The organism is Staphylococcus sp. GDY8P72P, from assembly GCF_016890655.1.
Lineage (GTDB): Bacteria > Bacillota > Bacilli > Staphylococcales > Staphylococcaceae > Staphylococcus > Staphylococcus arlettae.
Genome location: NZ_JAFEQJ010000005.1, coordinates 111,395 through 130,551 on the forward strand (window position 1 = coordinate 111,395; position 19,157 = coordinate 130,551).

Genomic DNA, 19,157 nt, shown 5'->3' on the forward strand with positions numbered 1-19,157 from the left:
TTCTGTCCCACTCCCTTTTATCTATATTAATATTTTTTACATATTTAAAAGATAGTTACGCATTATCATTAACCGTTATAATAGTTTGCCCAACTGTAACAGGTTGTGCAGATTCTATAGTTAACGTTTGGTTTGTTAAGTTTGTAATTACAATAGGCGTAATAATACTTGGTGCATGTGCTTGAATATAATCTAAATCTATTTTGATCAATGGTTGTCCCACTTCTACATTGTCATCAGTCGTTACTAAACTCTCAAAGCCTTGTCCTTCTAACTTCACTGTATCTATACCTATATGAATTAAAACTTCTAAACCTTCTGGCGTTTCTAAACCAATGGCATGAAGTGTCGGGAATATTGTTTTTACAGTTCCAGTAATAGGTGAAACTATCACATCATCTTTAGGGACAAAAGCTATACCATCTCCCATTAATTTATCTGCAAAAACTTGGTCAGGCACTGCTGTTAGAGGCATAATTTCACCGTTACCAGGTGCGCTAATGAGTGTCTCTGTACTATTAGTCGTTGGGACGGCAGTATCATCTTCTACCACTGTCGTTTCACTAGGTTTGGTAATTTCACCACTCATGATACGGAGTATATCATGTTTAATTTGATCAGACTTCGGCCCGAAGATAGCTTGCATATTATTACCTACTTCTAACACACCTGAAGCACCGAGAGCTTTTAAGGCAGCCACATCGACACTACTTTTTTCGTTGACTTCAACTCGTAAACGTGTAATACATGCATCCAAATGTTTGATATTCTTTTTACCACCCATTGCGTTCAACACATCAAATGGTAATGAAGCTACTGATGAATCTTTTGTTTCTGTTTCTTCATCTTCACGTCCAGGTGTTTTTAATTTAAATCGTTTAATAACAAAACTAAATAAGAAATAATAAATTATTGCATATACAATACCTACTGGAATAACTAATAGGGCATTGGTACGATCCCAGTTTAATAAACCATATAAAATATAATCAATAAATCCACCAGAAAATGTCATACCAATTTTGACATCTAATAAATGCATAACTAAAAATGATGACCCTGCAAGCAACACATGGACTACATATAATAATGGAGCCACAAATAAAAATGAAAATTCTAATGGTTCAGTGATACCAGTTAAAAATGATGTTAAACCAGCAGATAACATTAAGCCACCTACAATTTTTTTGCGTTCAGGTTTTGCGTTACGATAAATCGCATACGCTGCAGCTGGCAAACCAAACATCATAAATGGATACTTACCGGTAGTAAATGCACCCGCTGTAAATTCTACGCCATCTTTCATTTGTGCCATCCAAATACGTTGATCTCCTTGTACTAATTCACCGCTATGGCTGACGTACTGACCAAACTCAAACCAAAACGGAGCATAAAAGATATGATGTAAACCGAATGGAATTAAAGAACGTTCAATAATCCCAAAAATAAAAGTTGTTAATGTTAAATTTTTATTTAATAAGAAATTGGATAATTGATTTAATCCCTCTTGAATCGGTGGCCATACAAAGCTTAATAGTACACCCGTTACAATCGCTACAACTGAAGTAATAATTGGCACAAAACGTTTACCGGCAAAAAATCCTAAAAAGGCAGGTAACGTTATATTATAAAACTTATTATAGCACCATGCTGCTAGAGCCCCCATGATAATACCACCAAACACTCCTGTTTGTAGGGTTGGAATGCCTAATATCAATACATTCTCTGGCTCTTTCGCTGCTTGACTCAGTGTTTTAGCACCATCAGCATAACTAAAAATATCATCGATAGTAATATTCATAACTTTACCCATAGTTGCATTCATAATTAAATAACCAACTAGCGCAGCTAATGCTGCTACACCGTCTCCACCCGCTAAACCTAAAGCTGTCCCTACAGCAAAAAGAAGTGGTAAATTATCAAAGATAATTTGTCCTGCGGATTCCATAATAGATGAAATAATAACAAATACTTCATGTTCTAACCAAGGTGCTATTGCGACAAGTTGTGCATTGTGCATTGCATTTCCCAATGCGAGTAAAATACCCGCAGCCGGCAATATCGCAACAGGTAACATCAAAGCTTTACCGATACGTTGCAATTGTCCGAAAAATCGTATAAACATAACCTACTAACATCCCTTCGAGTAAACATTATCGAAAACAAAAAAGGCATGAGCAAACAAAACTAAACTGTAATAGTATAGTTTCATTTTGCTCATGCCTGCCTTACCAGTAACACGCGTTTCGATAAATTTGTTAATAGTATACAATGAATTCAGTTTTAGCGCAATATCATTGTACTCATTTTATTAAAATATTTCATTACTAAATTTAATAATTTAACATTAACGCAATCGACATGGCAGCAATACAAATAAATACCCATAACACAATGACTTTCCATGCGAACTTCAACCATTGCACATAACTAATCTTAGCTACAGCTAATGCTCCCATTAATATTGCGGATGTCGGAAATAGAATATTACTAATAGCATCACCATATTGGAATGCTAATACTGTCATTTGACGATTGATATCTAATAAATCTGCAATTGGCACCATCAGTGGCATCGTAGTTAATGCTTGGCCCGAGCCTGATGGAATAAAGAAGTTCAAGAAAAATTGAAAGACAAACATAACGATAATGACTAATGATGCTGGTACATCAGATAATATCGAAGACATGCCGTGAACTATAGTGTCGATAACTTTCCCGTTCTCTAAAATTACGATAATACCTTTGGCAAAACCAACAATCATGGCACCAAATAAAATATCTTTCATTCCTTCTATCAAAGCATCAAATGTCCCATTGATACCTAAACCACCTATCAAACCAGCAAGCAAACCTGCTAATAAAAAATTGGCACTCATTTCATTAAAAGACCACGAAAATTTGAAAATACCAAAAACATTTAGTGCAATCGTGCCAACAATTAACGCTAATCCTGCAGCTTGTCTTTTAGTAAATCTACTATATTCATATGTTTGGTTGGTGTTTTCGGCTTGTTCCAACTCCAACACTAAACTTTTAGACATGTCTTTTTTAACCTTAAAAGCATAGAGCATTACAGTAGTAATTGCCGCTGTTAAAACAAATAAATAGATTATCGTTCTTAAACCCCACCCAGAAAACATTGGGATCTCGGCAACCGTCTGTGCCACACCAACAGTAAATGGATTAAGCATTCCTCCCATAAAGCCACTTGCAGCACCTAATATCACAATAGATGTTCCTGTTAAGGCATCATAACCTAAAGTTCTAGCAATAATGATGCCGATGGGGACAAATATTATAGTTTCTTCTGCTAAACCAATTGAAAAACCTAAAATTGAAAAAATAGTCATTGTTAGTGGAATCATTAACACTTTAAAATTACCTAACTGACTCATAACATATTTAACACCAGTCTCAAATGCGCCTGTTTTATGTACTATCCCAAACGCACCACCAACTAAAAATATGTAAAAAACAATCTCGCCGCCACTAATTAATCCTTCAGGAATTGCTCTAAAAATATCAAACAATGAACCACCTTTCTGCGCTACCTCTTTATAAGACCCCGAAATAACGAGTGTCTGACCATTTTTTTCTTCTCTATCATACTCCCCAGCAGGAATAATATAAGTGAGTAGACACGCAATTGTAATAATGCCCATTAATAACGCGTATGTATGAGGTGTTCTAAATTTCAACTGTTGTATCCAACGTTTCATACCTTTACCCCTTCCTCATCATTATTTCTTATCTATACCCTATGTGACTTAAAATATTAGACTCATTTTCTACTCATGATTACGCTACTCTCTTTTATATTTTTTAAAATACAACAATACTTAAAGAGCAATTTATCTTAGTATAAAAATAGGAAGGGAATTAAATGGAGCCATTTAATTCCCTTCCTTAAAATACTAGCTATTTCTTCTCTTTATTAAATGATCATGACGTAAACTTACTTTATTGGTAACACTCCTACAACAGCTTTTGCTATTTTTATTTATTAGAAAAATCTTTTAACTGCAGTAGAAAGTGGTGGAATTTCGTCTAAGTCTAATTTTTTATCCTCTGTAAGTGAACGATACGCCCAGACACCATAGTTGATTGCTTCGTCTGTTACTATTTTACCTGGTAAAGGCGCAGCGTTTGGATCAACATACACATTTACTATAGTTGGTTTTGTTTGTGACATAGCTTCTTCTACGATTTCGTCTATGCGATTAGGATCTTTCAACGTATAACCTACACCGCCAGCACTTTCAGCGAACATCGCTAAATCTACGTCAGTAAAATCAATTGCATACTCTAATTCTCCAGCAGCTTGTTGTTCATATTTAATAAATGATAACTCTTGGTTATTTAATACAAAGATAGTCATTGGCAAATCATATTGTACTGCTGTTGCAAAATCTTGCATAACCATTTGGAATGCACCGTCACCTGCAATACCAACTACTTGGCGGTTTGGATATGCACGTTTAGCAGCAATCGCACCTGGTAAAGCACAACCCATAGTACCTAACCAACTAGAAACAATAAATTTATTATTTACTGTTAAATCTAGGTAACGTGTTGACCATACTGTTGATGTACCTACATCAATTGAAAAGATTGCATCATCAGTTTTGACATGGTTAATCGCATCCATTAATCTTTCAGGTCGGATTGGACTGTTGTCATTTGCTTTATCTTCAGCCATCCAAGCATCCCAAGTTGCTTTACGTTCTAACGTTTTATTTAAGAAATCTCTATCTGACACATGGTTCATTGTATCAGTTAATTGTTGTAACGCGTACTTACTATCTCCTATAATACCAACATTTACATCAAAACGATGGCCAATAGCTTCTGGATTCGTATCTATTTGAATTGCTTTAATATTCTTCTTAGGCAAGTAATCTACATATGGATAATTAGTACCTACCATAATGAGCAAATCAGCATCTTGTATCGTTTGATAAGACGTTTTTGTTCCAATCTTACCTAAGTTACCAATGTTGTATGGGTGCGCATCAGCTAAAATACCTTTTGCAGGCAATGTGATAATTGTTGGTACTTTTGCCGCTTCGATAAATTCTTTCACTTCATCTTTAGCATGCTTAGCACCTGTTCCTAATAACATCACTGGACGTTTACTTTTATTGACTAATTTAGCAGCTTTTTTAATACTACGTGGCTTTGGATTAACACGTGCTGGTGGCGCTGTATCTACTTTAGTATTTGTTGTATCTTTTACTTTTTGTGTTAATAGATTATTAGGTAAAACTAATACTGCCACACCTTTTTGTTCATACGCCGTACGAATTGCTTCATTTACAATACCGAACACGTCTTTATCATTTTCCGTAATTTGACGGCTATAGACAGCTACACCTTCAACCATTTTTAAAATATCTGTTTCTTGAAATGCTTTAGTTCCAAGTGCAGTACTATCTGTTTGTCCAGCCAAAATCAATTGAGGCACACTATCCATTTGGGCATCATACATACCATTTAATAAATGTACAACCCCTGGACCGCCAATACTTAAAGCAACACCTATTTTACCAGTAAGTTTGGTATAACTTGCTGCTGCCAAACTTGCCACTTCTTCATGTCTAACATGTACAAATTCAATACTATTTCGTTCTGTTCTTAAACTATCGACAACCGCATCTATTGAATCACCTGGAATGCCATACAAGTGATCGATATCCCAAGCTTGTAATGCTTTTACTAATGCTGTATTCCCTTTAATTTTTGCCATTTAAAAAAATCTCCTTTCATAAAGTCAATGTTACAAATTATAATTCCTTCAAAATTTCACTTCAACTTAATCGGGTTATAAGTCATTAAATGTTTTAGTATAAAAACAAAATAAATAATGGTATGAGCACCGAACTCAACACTGCTGTTAATATCATACCTATTGAACTAAACGCTCCCGATTCTATATCTAACTCTAATGCTTTTGCAGTACCAAAGGCATGTGAAGAATTACCATACGTTAAACCTCTAGCGATTGATGTTTGAAACTTAGCAAACTTCAATAGATAAGCGCCTAACATACTGCCAATTAAACCTGTAGTGATAATAAACAAAATAGTAATTGTATCCGTTCCGCCTAATTGATGTGATAACTCTATACCGACTGCTGCTGTAACTGAACGTGGTAGTATAGTAGCAATAACTTCTTTCGAATATCCTAGTAATTTTAATGAGAAAAAGATTAAAAAGAAATTTATCGTTACTGCAGCTACAACACTAGTAAAAATTATATTTGCATGTTTTAAAATTTTAGTTCTATTTTGATATAGTGGGTATGCCAAACAAACAACCGTACAATTAAGTAAGTAGTTAATCCACTGACCACCAACCATATAATCATCATAGCTTTTGCTAAACAGTAGCAGTAATCCAATAATAATTATGGAAGAAATCAATGCTGGATTTAGTAATGGATTTTTATATTTTAACTGTAATTTTTTGGCGAAAATATATGCGCAAATGGTGATTATAATCATTAACAAACCTTGCCAAATAATCATCAACTTTGCTCTTTTCTAATGTGTAATAAATTCGCCATTTTTTCTGCTATAAACCCTGAAATTAGTGCTACAGCACATGTTCCTGCAACTACTAATAAGAAGAATAATATAAAATGAAGATTTATTTCAGAAGTAATATCCATAATGCCAACTACTGATGGTACAAAGAAAAAGACCATTGTTCCAATTAAAAAATTAGCGCCATCACGAATCCATCTTTCTGGAATAATCTTAAATTGTAGTAATACAAAGAACAATATCAATCCAACAATACTACCTGCTATAGGTATGTGTAATGCTTTCTGCAGCACATTACCTAAAGATGTTATACCCATTAACAGAGCAACTTGAACTATAATTCTAATTGTTTTTAATGCAAACTGCATTAGCACCCATCCTTTAATTATTATTTACACTTCGTGTGTATCAATTACATATTAAGTGTAAGCCATATTTGCACATAATAAAAATATTGATTATAGATACTACCTATTACTTTTTTCTATGGAATCGTTTTCTTTCATAGTTGATCATAATAAAAACCTTGTGCCTTAAATATCACTAGTCACACTGTGATATTAAGTACTACAAGGTTTTTGACATTACTCTATAAACGTTGGCTCATAAAATCTATCCATTGACGTGTTGCATGACTTAAATACTTCTCTTTCTTCCAAATTACACCTAATTCCCATTTCATAGCACTATCATTGATATTAATATGTTTAAAATTACTATCTAACATGCGTACGATATTATCCGGTAAAATACTAACGCCTAAATGCGCATTAAGTAAATTTTCAATGAAGTTCCACTGTGATATCTTAGAAATTGTTTTAGGTATAAATCCTGCATTTTTAGCTGCTTCTCTAATCTTATCGTTTAAATAAAAGTCCTCGTTAAATAAAATAAAATCTTCATTTGCTAACTCTTTCATTTCTACTGTTTTACGATGGGCTAAGTGATGTTCTTTATTAAGTACTAACTTTAAATCTTCTTGGTACAAAGGGATTGAGTTAAATATCGTACCATCTACTGGCAAGGTGGTAATACCAATATCAATTTCATCATTTGCAAGCTGTGATTCAATCATTTTTCCACCATTTTCTACTAAATTATAGGTGATATTGGGGTATAATTTATGAAACTCGCCTAATATCTGGATAAATTTATTCATATTCATCACTGCCGATAAACCGATACTAATATGCCCCGTTTCTAATCCTAATAAACTATTAATTTCTACCGGTAAATTATTATATAGCGCTAATATTTCTTTACACTTTTGATAAAATACTTGCCCAGCATCTGTTAATTTCAATTCTCTTTTACTTCTATCAAACAGTGGCATACCTAATTCTTTTTCTATGTCTTTAACTGCTTTGCTGATTGTCGGTTGCGCTATGTACAATGATTTTGAGGCATTCGTCATACCACCTTCGTTTACTACTTCCACGAAGTAACTCATTTGTTTAATATCCACTGATTACACCTACTTTATATCTTTAGTTATGGTTATTGGTTATATTGATTTTAGCATGAGCTATACCTTTTTAAATGTAAAACACTCATTGTATTAGCAATTCAAGTTTCTACTTATACAATACACCTAAACTCGCCACATCTATTAGCAGCTTTATTTTAATATTGTAAGGCGTCTATTTGTTCTAAACGCATAGTTGAGCCTTGATTATATAATACAATGATGGCTATTACTAAAATGACCAAGCTGAGTAAAATGAGTCGTCGTCCCTTAATTGTTAAATCTTTAAATATAGCTAATATCAATATGATAACAAGTAAACAAAATAGTGCATAAGCTATAAACATAAGTAAAGTTCCCATATTATTTTCTTCCTTTGGTGTTATTTAACACAATTATATTTGTTGTTATCATTTTGAGTCGAGGTACCCGAGACCTATCTTTTGTAACTAAAAAGTAGGTCCTGCAATGAAATATTTATCATCCAATTGCACGAACCTACTATTGTAATTTTTGACTAACATTGTTAATACTACGAGATTATGCTAAATCACCTTTAGTAATTGTATCGTCTTCACTATCTTTAAGTTTAATAATTTTAAATCCAATAAATCCGAAAATGATTGAAATTATTGGTACTGTATAATTTAGCACCGCAAATGGCGCATATTCCATAACTGATACACCTAATGTCGATGCAATAAACACACCACATGTATTCCATGGCACAAATACACTTGTTAATGTTCCACCATCTTCTAATGCTCGTGATAGATTTTTAGCGTGCAACTGTCGTTCTTTAAATGTGGATGCATACATTCTTGAAGGTACAATAATTGAAATATATTGTTCTGAACATGTACAGTTCGTTCCTATGCAGGCAATAATAACTGAAGCAATCAATGATCCTGTATTTTTAGCAAACTTTAATACTACTGCAATTAATGATGATAGCATTCCCGAATATTCCAGTACCCCTCCAAAAGTCATTGCTACAATAGTTAACGAAATCGTATAAAACATAGATTCTAAGCCACCACGATTAAATAACTCATCGATAAGACTATTTCCTGAATCGATTTTATATCCTGTTTGTAACGCTGTTAGTGCTTCAGTCAAACTACCACCCTGTACAAATATTTGGGCAAAAAATCCTAATACTATACCTACCGAAATTGCGGGTACAGCTGGAACTTTTAATACTACTAGTAAAATTACCACCAATGGCACAAGCAGTAGCCACGGTGTAATTATAAATTGATCATTCATAGTAGCTAACATGTTATTTATTTTTTCTGCATTCATAGCTGTTTTATCTAAACGGAAGCCTATAATGCCAAATACTGCTAAAGCAATAATTAATGCTGGAATCGTTGTATACATCATGTGTTTAATATGGTCAAATAACGGCACTTTAGTTAAACCTGATGCCAAGTTTGTCGTATCTGACAATGGACTCATTTTATCGCCAAAATAAGCACCACTTATGACTGCACCTGCAATCATACCTGGTGAGATTCCCATACTTAAACCTATCCCAATTGATGCAACCCCCACTGTAGCCATCGTAGACCAACTGCTACCTATTGCTAATGAGACTATGCCACATAAGATTACCACTATCGCTAAGAAATAACGTGGATCAATCATTTGTAAACCATAATAAATCATCGTTGCAACTACACCACTACCAATCCAAGATCCTATTACTAGTCCTACTAAAACAATGATGATAATAGCCGGTAAGGCATGTCTTATACCTTTGTATAACATCTCCTCAACCTCAGCATATTTATAACCATGTAGTAAGGTAACAATTACTCCAGTAGCTGTTCCTATCATCAATGGAATATGTGGTTCTTTTTCTAGTACAGCGACTGTAAATAACATACAACCAATCATTACGAATAAGGTCAATAATGCAGATCCAAGACCCAATTCTTTTTTCTGAATATTTCGATTTTTGAATTTCATAAACGCCACCCCTTGTGTTTACTTAGCACTATGATACTTGAGTTAGAGACTATTCGCAACTCGCTATTCAACACAAATGATTCGTGGACAATGAATTATCGTACTAGTAACTAGCAAAAACGCATAATTTCAGCTGTTGTGAATACTTATTTCACTAACATACTAAAATTATGCGTTATTAAAGCTCATATGCTAATTATTTTATTGTGTTCTATAAGTGTGCAAAATTTCTTCTGCTACTGCTGCATTAGCTTGAGGTGCCTGTTTTAAAGCATCGGCAACATAGGCAATTTCGTCACCTTGTGCACCTACAACGATGGCTAGTGATTTATACTGCAAACTCATATGCCCTTGTTGAATTCCTTCTGATACAAGCGCTCTGCACGCAGAAAAGTTTTGCGCTAAACCAACAGCAGCTACTACATGACCTAATTCGCGCGCTGATTGTACATTTAATATATCTAATGATGCCTTTGCTATAGGCAAGACATTGGTACCACCACCAACCGTTGCTAATGTCATTGGTACTTCTATTGTGCCGATCAATCTATTACGAGAACTATCATAGTCCCAAGTTGCAAGCCCTTTATAGTGACCATCTTTGCTCGCGTATGCATGTGCACTTGCCTCTGCGCCACGTGTATCATTTCCAGTGGCTAGGACTACCGCATGGATTCCATTCATTACACCTTTATTGTGTGTTGCAGCACGATGAATATCTACTTGAGCTAACGTAGATGCCCGCGCCATACGACGAGCGACTGTTGGACCATCAAAATCACCTTTAGCTAAGTCTGCAACATCAATTTCACCTGTTACTTTAACTACAGATGCCGTGGCATGATTGGATAAAATACTCATAAGGACATCACTGTTATCAATTTCACTCGTCAAATAAGCAGTAATACCTTCTAATATTGTATTTAACATATTAGCACCCATCGCATCTTGAGTATCAACAAAGACCTTTAACGATAACAACTGCTCCGCAGGAAATGTATCAATTTCAATGCGGCGATAACCACCGCCACGTTTAATAATCGATGGATACACTTCGTCAGCAATGCGTTTAATTTGTGTTTCATGAGATTGGATAGTCATGGCAAGAGCTTCTGTATCTTCTACACCATCAAATACGATTTGACCAATCATTAAGCGTTCACTCGACACCACATTAAAGCCGCCTGTTTTATTGACTAATTTAGCGCCATAACTTGCTGCAGCCACAACTGAAGGTTCTTCTACCATCATAGGTACTGCATAATCAACTTGATCCACTTTAATATGTGGCAAGACTCCAACAGGTAGCGCACCTTGTCCAATAACATTTTCAATCAAACTATTGGCTATATCTTCTTGGATCAGTGGATGATTGAGTAATAACTCCTTGTTTTCAAGTGATAAATAGCCTTGATTCGCTAACATATCTAATTTATCTGCTCTCGATAAATGTCTAAATGATTTATCTAATACACTCATAGCTTATTGTCCTTTCTCAACTAATAATGCGATACCTAGGCCGCCACCGATACACGCTGTTGCTACACCTGTTTGTTTTTGTTCTTGTGCTAATATATTGACTAATGTTGTGACTAATCGTGTACCACTGGCACCAATAGGGTGACCTAGCGCTATTGCACCGCCATATACATTTAATTGGTCATCTTTAATATTTAAATTTTGTTGTACTGGTATACTTTGCGCCGCAAAAGCTTCAGTCATTTCAACAATATCAATGTCTGTAATGGACTTATTACTTTTTTCTAATAATTGTTCAACAGCATAATAAGGTGCATATCCCATATAACGCGGGTCACAGCCTACTTCAGCATATTCGCCTAAGATACCTAAAATTTCGTAACCCTGATCTTTAGCATATGTCTCTTCCATTAAAATAATTGCAGAAGCTCCATCGTTGATACTTGAAGCATTACCACCAGTTACCGTACCATCTTCTTTAAATATCGTCTTTAACGTGCTCAATTTTTCGACACTACTATTGCCTCTAATACCTTCGTCTGTAGTCATCCATTCGCCCTCTACATCTTTCAACGGAACGATTTCATTATCAAATTTACCGTTTGTAGTAGCTTCATGTGCTTTAAGTTGAGAAGCATTGGCAAATTCATCTTGCTGCTCTCGCGTTATATTATATTTTTGGGCAATATTTTCAGCAGTAACACCCATAGGTACTTGATCAAATGCATCTGTTAATCCATCATACATAAAACTATCAACTGGTTTTTCGTCTTCATTTAATAATAACTTAGGTGCATTAGTCATGCTTTCAACACCACCAACTGCAACTACTTTCGCTTCACCTAGTTGAATCAATTGTTTACCTAAGATTATTGACTTCAAACCAGAACCACAGACTTCATTTATTGTCATACCAGGCGTAGTATTGGGAATTCCTGCATTAATACCGATTTGACGAGCAGGATTTTGACCATTACCACTTTGTAAGACATTACCAAATATAACTTGTTCTATTGCTTCTGGCTTTAAATTAATCGCTTGTAATGCTGCACTTAAAGCTTTCGTACCAAGCTCTACAGCTGAATAATTACTTAATTTCCCTCTGAATCTTCCAATTGGTGTTCGTTTTGCACTTACAATTGCTATCTTTTTCATATAAATTCTCCGTTTCTATATTCTTTTAAATGTTTGTATTTCATTACTTTATTTTGGTATGATACAATTGCTTATTTATAAAAAGAAAGGTGTCGATACGCAATGACGATCGGTATAGACCAAATCGATTTTTATGTCCCAAAATTTTATGTAGATATGGCTAAACTTGCTGAAGCACGCAATGTTGAACCAAACAAATTTTTGATTGGTATAGGCCAAACTGAAATGTCAGTTAGTCCTGTCAGCCAAGATATTGTTTCTATGGGCGCAAATGCTGCGAAAAACATAGTAACTGAAGAGGATAAGAAACAAATCAGTATGGTTATCGTAGCTACAGAATCTGCAATTGACTCTGCAAAAGCCTCAGCTGTACAAATCCATAATTTATTAGGTATCCAACCATTTGCACGATGTTTTGAAATGAAAGAAGCTTGTTACGCTGCAACGCCAGCTATTCAATTAGCTAAGGACTATCTTGCTAACCGTCCAAACGAAAAAGTGCTCGTAATCGCAAGTGATACTGCACGTTATGGTTTAAATTCTGGTGGTGAGCCAACACAAGGTGCTGGCGCTGTAGCAATGATGATTACACATAACCCACGTATTCTTGCATTCAATGATGATGCAGTTGCATATACTGAAGATGTTTATGACTTTTGGAGACCAACAGGTCATAGTTATCCATTAGTTGACGGTGCATTATCAAAAGATGCTTATATTCGTTCATTCCAACAAAGCTGGACAGAGTATGCTAAACGTACCAATAAAACATTAGCTGACTTCGCTTCATTATGTTTCCATGTTCCATTTACTAAAATGGGTAAAAAAGCACTGGATTCAATTTTAACAGATGAAATCAGTGATGAAACAAAAGAACGTCTAACTGAAGGCTATGAAGCAGCTACATATTACAATCGTTATGTAGGTAATATTTATACTGGTTCTCTTTATTTAAGCTTAATTTCATTATTAGAAACTCGTACTTTTGAGGCTGGTCAATCTATTGGCTTATTCAGTTATGGTTCTGGCTCAGTCGGTGAATTTTTCAGTGGCACACTTGTTGCTGGTTACCAAGATGCATTAAACATTGATGGCCATAAAGCACTTTTAAATAATCGTACAGAACTATCAGTAGCAGATTATGAAAGTTATTTCGCCCGTTTTGATAACTTAGAATTCAACCATGACATTGAATTAGCCGATGAACAAAATGCGATTTTCTACCTGAATGAAATCAATGACAACATCCGTCATTATAATACCTTAAATTAACGTTAAAATCACTGAATAACATTATATCCATTATTTTATTTCAGTCTTACTATTTATTCAATAAAAAACACGTCCTTAAGCGAAGGGCGTGTTTTTTCATATTGTTTATAATTTAAGGTTTCGTACTATGCTTCGGACGATATAATGGTGCCATTTCTACAGTTTCTATTTCCAATAACTTAATCTTTTTATCTATGCCGCCACCATAACCAGTTAGACTACCATCAGCACCAACTACACGGTGACATGGGATTAAAATACTAATAGGATTACTACCTACCGCACCACCAACTGCTTGTGCTGACATTTTATCTTTCCCTTTCACGCTTGCTATTTTGTCTGCAATTTCACCATACGTCATTGTTTCACCTGAAGGAATTGTAGTTAAAATCTCCCACACTTGCTCGCGAAATGCGGTGCCAGTTGGTTTCAAAGGGAAATCAATGGTAGGATTATCACCTTGAAAATAGTGATCTAACCATGTACGTACTTGCTGAAAAATGGGTTGTTCCTGTGCAACGACTTTGTCATTTAACTTACGTTCATAGTCAGACTGATTATCAAACCATAACCCTGTAATATGAGTACCATCGGTTGTTATCGTTAATACGCCAACTGGTGAGGAATAATTCATTTTATATTGCATAGTGTGACCTCCTTATTCACTTTTATAGTAATGCTTTTTGGTTTTTAAGTAAAATACAAAGCTAACTATAAATATTATGAAATTCAAAGGACAGTAAGATTCCTCGTTATATACATTCATGATACCCATCTAGCCGAAACACTTCACTTAATGACTCAATGTTCAACTTACTTTACAGGTTCTTCATTAGTTGTATAGCTAGAATTCGTGTTTTGTTCTCTACCTGTGTTAGGTAGCACCAAAGTACTAACAACTATTGCACTGCCAATCAAACACGTGCCTACAATGAAACTTACACTTGCTGCTAAATGTACACTATATCCTGCTACACTTAATCCAGTATAAATTGACGTAATAATTGCAATACCAAATGCACCACCTAGTGTTGACCCCATTTTAAAAATACCTGACGCCACACCAATTTTTTCGGATGCTGTTGTTGAAACTGCGGTACTAAGCGCAGGCGTAGCAAAAAAGCCTGTCCCTGCACCAAAGAAAATTGTCGCAATCAATGTCAAAATAATATAAAATGTCGAATCTATAAACGTAATAGACATCAATAACACACCAAAACCAGTACAGATAGGACCGAACACCATAGCCCTTTTAGCACCGAATTTTTTAATACTCTTTTCACCAAGTCGTACTACTAACAGTAAAGCAATCAAATAAGGTAACGTAATTAATCCTGCGCTAAAACCACTTAAGCCATGACCTGCCTGTGCATAAATATTAATTAACGCAATCACACCAACCCCTGTATTCAATAAACAGTTAGAAACTACCGCACCTACATATGAACGATTTTTAAACAATGTTAAATCCATAAAAGGAATCGCTTTACGCTTTTCAACAGCAATAAAAATAACAATACTTATGACAAACGTTGCTGCTAAAATAATAGTAATAATGTTTGACCATCCAATTTTATTACCTTGCGTAATTACAAAGCTTATACTGCCAATCATAAGTACAAAAATCACTAACCCTACATAATCAAAAGGTGTGTTTTGTTGCTTTTCTTTGTGCTGTTCTGGTAAAGATTTAATTAAAAACAGTGCTATAATTGCACCTATAATAGACATGACAAAAATCATTTGCCAAGAAGTAAATGTTGCAATGGCACCTGCGAAAAATGAAGCTAGACCAGTACCACCGAAAGAACCAATAGACCAATAACTTAAAGCCTTTTGTCGTTCTTCTCCTTCAAAATAATCATTTATCATCGCAATAGTTGTCGGCATGATAATAGCAGCTGATAGACCTTGTAGCGCTCTACCTAGCAGTAATAATACAGCATTGCCTGTAATAATAATGGCAATCGAGCCTATAATACTTAAGATCAATGCCACACGTGTCATTTTCACCTTGCCCACTCTGTCAGAAATATTACCCCCAACAACCATTAATACGCCTGTAACAAACGATGTTAAACTTATTGAGATATTAATGATATTCGGACTGACCGGATATGTTTTTTGAACATTTGGCCCTATATTTAAAAACGCTTGTGCAAATAACCAATACGTTAAGATAGATAACATAATGGCTATGATAAGTTGACGACCTGAAATCTTTTGGTTTGTTCTGGTTGCATTACTTTAGTTTACAGTCATGATACATCCCCCAATGTTTAGACCTGAACTATTATTAATTTCCAGAAATCTTTTTTGAAAATTCAGTCTTTTTAGTATATACTACTTCGATATACTTGTCCAAAAAACAAATTTTATTTGTTATAAAAATTATATAATTTAAAATCTTTTTCTTTTGCATATTCTAATGCTAATGTTTCTAAAATATTGATTAGTGCTGGATTTTCTTTGACTTCAATGTATTGTACTTTTAAATTATAATCTTCAGCTTTTATAGCTTTTGCATCATCTACAACTAAATCATTATCTAGTGCATATGCTCTTTTAAACCTTAAAGTTCCAGCATCAGACTTTAAATTATATTGACCTAACTTATCACATAAATCTTTTTTAGCACGTTGATGATTATTTAAATATCCTCCTGCTTGTCCTACAAAAACTGGCTTTTTATGGGCATTAAAAATAACATAAATTCCATATTTTTCTTGTAATTGCAATCTACTATCTTTATCAAAAGACATCGCCTTTTTCTTATTATATTTAAACAATTTACTTAGTTTTTTATCGTAAAGTTCTAACAACTCTGCAATCTTTTTATTACCTTTCATAAAAAATCCCCCTTATAACAACTTTAATGTTAATTATATAGTGCAATAACATTTATAAAAATTCAACTTTTTATATTGGACACAGTGTACTATATTTAATATAAAAACAGCAACTAACTATGTGAGATTAACACATTGTTAGTTGCTGTTTTTATCATTATTTATTTTGTTGTGCAAATACCTTACTGATGCTACGTAATTTCTCTGGTGCATCATCTCTGTGCATTTTCACTTCTACAAAATGCATTTGGTTTGAATTTGCAGTAATAACATCAAAAGTACGTTGTAACTCTTGTGGTGTATTCACCTCGTGAAGTGCAACATCTGTACCTCCAAATACTTGAGGTAAAGCTTTGTAGTCCCACATATGAATATCATTGTATAGTGCATTTTCTCCATGAATCATCCGCTCTACTGTATAACCATCGTTATTAATAACAAAAATAATTGGTTTTAAATGATAACGGATCATTGTCGATAAAGCTTGCACAGTTAGTTGTAGCGAGCCGTCCCCAATTAACAAAATATTTCTTCGCTTCGTATCTGCTATTTGTGATCCTAATGTTGCTGGTAAGGTGTAACCAATAGATCCCCATAAAGGTTGTCCTATAAACTTATTATTAGCATGGAGCCATAGATCATAAGCACCAAAAAATGATGTACCTTGTTCAGCAATGACAACATCATTTGGCTGTAAAAATGTTTGCATCATAGCAAAGTAAGTGGCTTGAGTTAATGGTTCTTTGTTAGTTGTATCTACCTGTATATTAGTATCTCTCCGCTTCGACACTGTTGGATTATGACGATACTTAACCTTTTGTAAACTAGTGATAATAGCAGGTAATGTTAAATCTGTACGTTGTTCTGTATTTATTTTAATATTATGATGATTTAACATTATTACATCGTCAATATCAAATTGATAAGAGAAACCAGCAGATGCCGAATCAGTAATCTTTGCACCAATATTTAAAATAGCATCACTTTGATCTACGTAATCTCTAATATTATCTTTAGCTACACTGCCATCATAAATACCTAAATAATAATCACTTTCCTCATTAAAAGCCCCTTTCCCTAAAGATAGCTGCACAACTGGTATACCAGTTGTTTTGACGAAGTCTTCCATTTCTGACTGCAAACCAAAACTATTAATTTCATGTCCAGTAATAATTACTGGTTGTTTAGCGTTTTGTAATTGACGTTCAATTGCCGCTACCAATTCATTATCTACAGCATTTTCCATCGGCAGTAATTGAAATGACTCTTTAATATCGATTTCTGTTGCTGCAACATCAATTGGTAAATGTATGTGCACAGGTCTTTTATTATTGACCGCTGCTTGTATTAAACGTGGTATTTCTGAAGTTGCATTCTCCGACGTAATGTACCCTTGTGCAGTAGTAATAGGTTCAAACATTTTACGATAATCGTCGAAATTCCCCTCTCCAAGAGAATGATGAACAAATTTTCGCGCTTGTTCTACTGATGTTGTAGGTGCTCCTGTTATTGCAATTACTGGTACTCGTTCTGCAAAAGCACCTGCTATACCGTTAATTGCACTCAATTCACCGACGCCAAACGTGGTAATCAAAGCTCCTAAACCATTAATACGGGCATAGCCATCTGCTGCATAACTAGCATTTAATTCATTGGTATTGCCAATCCAAGACACATGTTCATGGTCAATAACGTCATCTAGAAATGTTAAGTTAAAATCTCCAGGAACTCCAAATATCTCCTCGACACCTGCGTTGTATAGTGCATCAATCAAATATTGTCCTACTCGCATTTTCATAATTCATTCCACCTTTACATAGTCCTTACAACATCTATCATATGCACCTCTACCAAAAAGGTCAACTATATTGACTTAATAATGACGACTATCGGTATTTTTACTATAATGAGAAAACACTTGCTAATAAAGGACGTATGCTTATGACAAAGAATAGCGATTATGAACACATGCTTTTTTATTTCGCTTATAAAACTTTTATAAATGCTGCTGATGAAATTATTGAACAATCAGGTATGAACCGTCAGCACCACCGTTTTCTTTTTTTTATCAATAAATTACCAGGAATTACAACAAAACAATTATTGAAAGTATTAGAAATTTCTAAACAAGGTTCGCATAGTACTTTAAAAACTTTAAAAGCAAAAGACTTAATTTATGAACAACCTGCACCAGATGATAGACGTGTTAAGCAACTATTTGTTACTGATACTGGTGCCGAACTAGTTACAAAATTGAATAGCGCCCAAAATAAATTAATGCAAGAAGTTTTTGATCAATATGGTAACGATTGGTACGATATTATGGGCAAACTAGCCGAATATCGTGAAGGTTTTCAAGATATTAAACCTTTAATTGATCGAGATGGTCACACTTAAAAGGGAGTGGGACAGAAA

Annotated in this window: 16 protein-coding genes; 2 read left to right on the forward strand and 14 right to left on the reverse strand. The window is 34.5% G+C overall.

What is annotated here, in order from left to right; all coding sequences use genetic code 11:
* Window positions 1-55: 55 nt before the first annotated feature.
* From ptsG to JVU85_RS00960, 10 genes are all read right to left on the reverse strand, one after another.
* Window positions 56-2,125: a glucose-specific PTS transporter subunit IIBC gene (ptsG, locus tag JVU85_RS00915; protein ID WP_002509696.1), complete on the reverse strand. Its 2,070-nt coding sequence runs from the start codon at window positions 2,123-2,125 to the stop codon at window positions 56-58.
* 208 nt (window positions 2,126-2,333) lie between these two features.
* Window positions 2,334-3,722, reverse strand: coding sequence for a YfcC family protein (locus JVU85_RS00920; RefSeq protein ID WP_204171587.1), 1,389 nt, complete (start codon window positions 3,720-3,722; stop codon window positions 2,334-2,336).
* A 284-nt stretch (window positions 3,723-4,006) separates the two neighbouring features.
* Window positions 4,007-5,749, reverse strand: a complete 1,743-nt coding sequence (locus JVU85_RS00925) for a pyruvate oxidase (protein WP_002509698.1) — start codon at window positions 5,747-5,749, stop codon at window positions 4,007-4,009.
* Window positions 5,750-5,843: 94 nt separating this feature from the next.
* Window positions 5,844-6,530, reverse strand: coding sequence for an LrgB family protein (locus JVU85_RS00930; protein ID WP_002509699.1), 687 nt, complete (start codon window positions 6,528-6,530; stop codon window positions 5,844-5,846).
* Window positions 6,530-6,916, reverse strand: coding sequence for a CidA/LrgA family protein (locus JVU85_RS00935; RefSeq protein ID WP_103388547.1), 387 nt, complete (start codon window positions 6,914-6,916; stop codon window positions 6,530-6,532). Before JVU85_RS00935 ends, JVU85_RS00930 begins: the two co-directional genes overlap by 1 nt.
* 221 nt (window positions 6,917-7,137) lie before the next feature.
* The gene (gene cidR / locus JVU85_RS00940) at window positions 7,138-8,013 is read right to left on the reverse strand and encodes a cidABC operon transcriptional activator CidR (RefSeq protein WP_002509701.1); all 876 of its coding nucleotides are present in this window, start codon (window positions 8,011-8,013) and stop codon (window positions 7,138-7,140) included.
* A gap of 158 nt (window positions 8,014-8,171) precedes the next feature.
* Window positions 8,172-8,375, reverse strand: coding sequence for a hypothetical protein (locus JVU85_RS00945; protein ID WP_002509702.1), 204 nt, complete (start codon window positions 8,373-8,375; stop codon window positions 8,172-8,174).
* A gap of 178 nt (window positions 8,376-8,553) precedes the next feature.
* Complete coding sequence (nhaC, locus tag JVU85_RS00950) at window positions 8,554-9,987, reverse strand: Na+/H+ antiporter NhaC (protein ID WP_204171588.1); 1,434 nt, start codon at window positions 9,985-9,987, stop codon at window positions 8,554-8,556.
* Window positions 9,988-10,188: 201 nt separating this feature from the next.
* On the reverse strand, window positions 10,189-11,466 hold the full coding sequence (locus tag JVU85_RS00955; protein WP_107376870.1) for a hydroxymethylglutaryl-CoA reductase, degradative: 1,278 nt from the start codon (window positions 11,464-11,466) through the stop codon (window positions 10,189-10,191).
* 3 nt (window positions 11,467-11,469) lie between these two features.
* Window positions 11,470-12,621 (reverse strand): thiolase family protein, encoded by a 1,152-nt coding sequence (locus tag JVU85_RS00960; RefSeq protein WP_107376869.1) that lies wholly within the window; start codon window positions 12,619-12,621, stop codon window positions 11,470-11,472.
* A 102-nt stretch (window positions 12,622-12,723) separates the two neighbouring features.
* Between JVU85_RS00960 and JVU85_RS00965 the strand changes: the two genes are divergently transcribed.
* Window positions 12,724-13,893 (forward strand): hydroxymethylglutaryl-CoA synthase, encoded by a 1,170-nt coding sequence (locus tag JVU85_RS00965; RefSeq protein ID WP_002509706.1) that lies wholly within the window; start codon window positions 12,724-12,726, stop codon window positions 13,891-13,893.
* 112 nt (window positions 13,894-14,005) lie between these two features.
* Here the strand turns inward: JVU85_RS00965 and JVU85_RS00970 are convergent, their stop codons facing one another.
* The 4 genes from JVU85_RS00970 to JVU85_RS00985 form a co-directional block, all read right to left on the reverse strand.
* Window positions 14,006-14,539 carry a methylated-DNA--[protein]-cysteine S-methyltransferase gene (locus JVU85_RS00970; RefSeq protein ID WP_002509707.1) on the reverse strand — a complete coding sequence of 178 codons (534 nt, stop codon included), beginning with the start codon at window positions 14,537-14,539 and terminating at the stop codon, window positions 14,006-14,008.
* 167 nt (window positions 14,540-14,706) lie between these two features.
* Window positions 14,707-16,083, reverse strand: coding sequence for an MFS transporter (locus tag JVU85_RS00975; RefSeq protein WP_204171589.1), 1,377 nt, complete (start codon window positions 16,081-16,083; stop codon window positions 14,707-14,709).
* A gap of 185 nt (window positions 16,084-16,268) precedes the next feature.
* Entirely contained in the window at window positions 16,269-16,742 is a 474-nt protein-coding gene (locus tag JVU85_RS00980; RefSeq protein ID WP_002509709.1) for a hypothetical protein, read from the reverse strand.
* A gap of 157 nt (window positions 16,743-16,899) precedes the next feature.
* Window positions 16,900-18,540, reverse strand: a complete 1,641-nt coding sequence (locus JVU85_RS00985; protein ID WP_002509710.1) for an alpha-keto acid decarboxylase family protein — start codon at window positions 18,538-18,540, stop codon at window positions 16,900-16,902.
* 143 nt (window positions 18,541-18,683) lie between these two features.
* Between JVU85_RS00985 and JVU85_RS00990 the strand changes: the two genes are divergently transcribed.
* Complete coding sequence (locus JVU85_RS00990) at window positions 18,684-19,139, forward strand: MarR family winged helix-turn-helix transcriptional regulator (RefSeq protein WP_021459596.1); 456 nt, start codon at window positions 18,684-18,686, stop codon at window positions 19,137-19,139.
* Window positions 19,140-19,157: the final 18 nt, after the last annotated feature.

Coding starts and splice junctions, on each gene's coding strand:
- ptsG (WP_002509696.1), bottom strand. CDS start 2,125: ATGTTTATACGATTTTTCGGACAATTGCAACGTATCGGTAAAGCTTTG.
- JVU85_RS00920 (WP_204171587.1), bottom strand. CDS start 3,722: ATGAAACGTTGGATACAACAGTTGAAATTTAGAACACCTCATACATAC.
- JVU85_RS00925 (WP_002509698.1), bottom strand. CDS start 5,749: ATGGCAAAAATTAAAGGGAATACAGCATTAGTAAAAGCATTACAAGCT.
- JVU85_RS00930 (WP_002509699.1), bottom strand. CDS start 6,530: ATGATTATTTGGCAAGGTTTGTTAATGATTATAATCACCATTTGCGCA.
- JVU85_RS00935 (WP_103388547.1), bottom strand. CDS start 6,916: ATGCAGTTTGCATTAAAAACAATTAGAATTATAGTTCAAGTTGCTCTG.
- JVU85_RS00945 (WP_002509702.1), bottom strand. CDS start 8,375: ATGGGAACTTTACTTATGTTTATAGCTTATGCACTATTTTGTTTACTT.
- nhaC (WP_204171588.1), bottom strand. CDS start 9,987: ATGAAATTCAAAAATCGAAATATTCAGAAAAAAGAATTGGGTCTTGGA.
- JVU85_RS00955 (WP_107376870.1), bottom strand. CDS start 11,466: ATGAGTGTATTAGATAAATCATTTAGACATTTATCGAGAGCAGATAAA.
- JVU85_RS00960 (WP_107376869.1), bottom strand. CDS start 12,621: ATGAAAAAGATAGCAATTGTAAGTGCAAAACGAACACCAATTGGAAGA.
- JVU85_RS00965 (WP_002509706.1), top strand. CDS start 12,724: ATGACGATCGGTATAGACCAAATCGATTTTTATGTCCCAAAATTTTAT.
- JVU85_RS00970 (WP_002509707.1), bottom strand. CDS start 14,539: ATGCAATATAAAATGAATTATTCCTCACCAGTTGGCGTATTAACGATA.
- JVU85_RS00975 (WP_204171589.1), bottom strand. CDS start 16,083: ATGTTATCTATCTTAACGTATTGGTTATTTGCACAAGCGTTTTTAAAT.
- JVU85_RS00980 (WP_002509709.1), bottom strand. CDS start 16,742: ATGAAAGGTAATAAAAAGATTGCAGAGTTGTTAGAACTTTACGATAAA.
- JVU85_RS00985 (WP_002509710.1), bottom strand. CDS start 18,540: ATGAAAATGCGAGTAGGACAATATTTGATTGATGCACTATACAACGCA.
- JVU85_RS00990 (WP_021459596.1), top strand. CDS start 18,684: ATGACAAAGAATAGCGATTATGAACACATGCTTTTTTATTTCGCTTAT.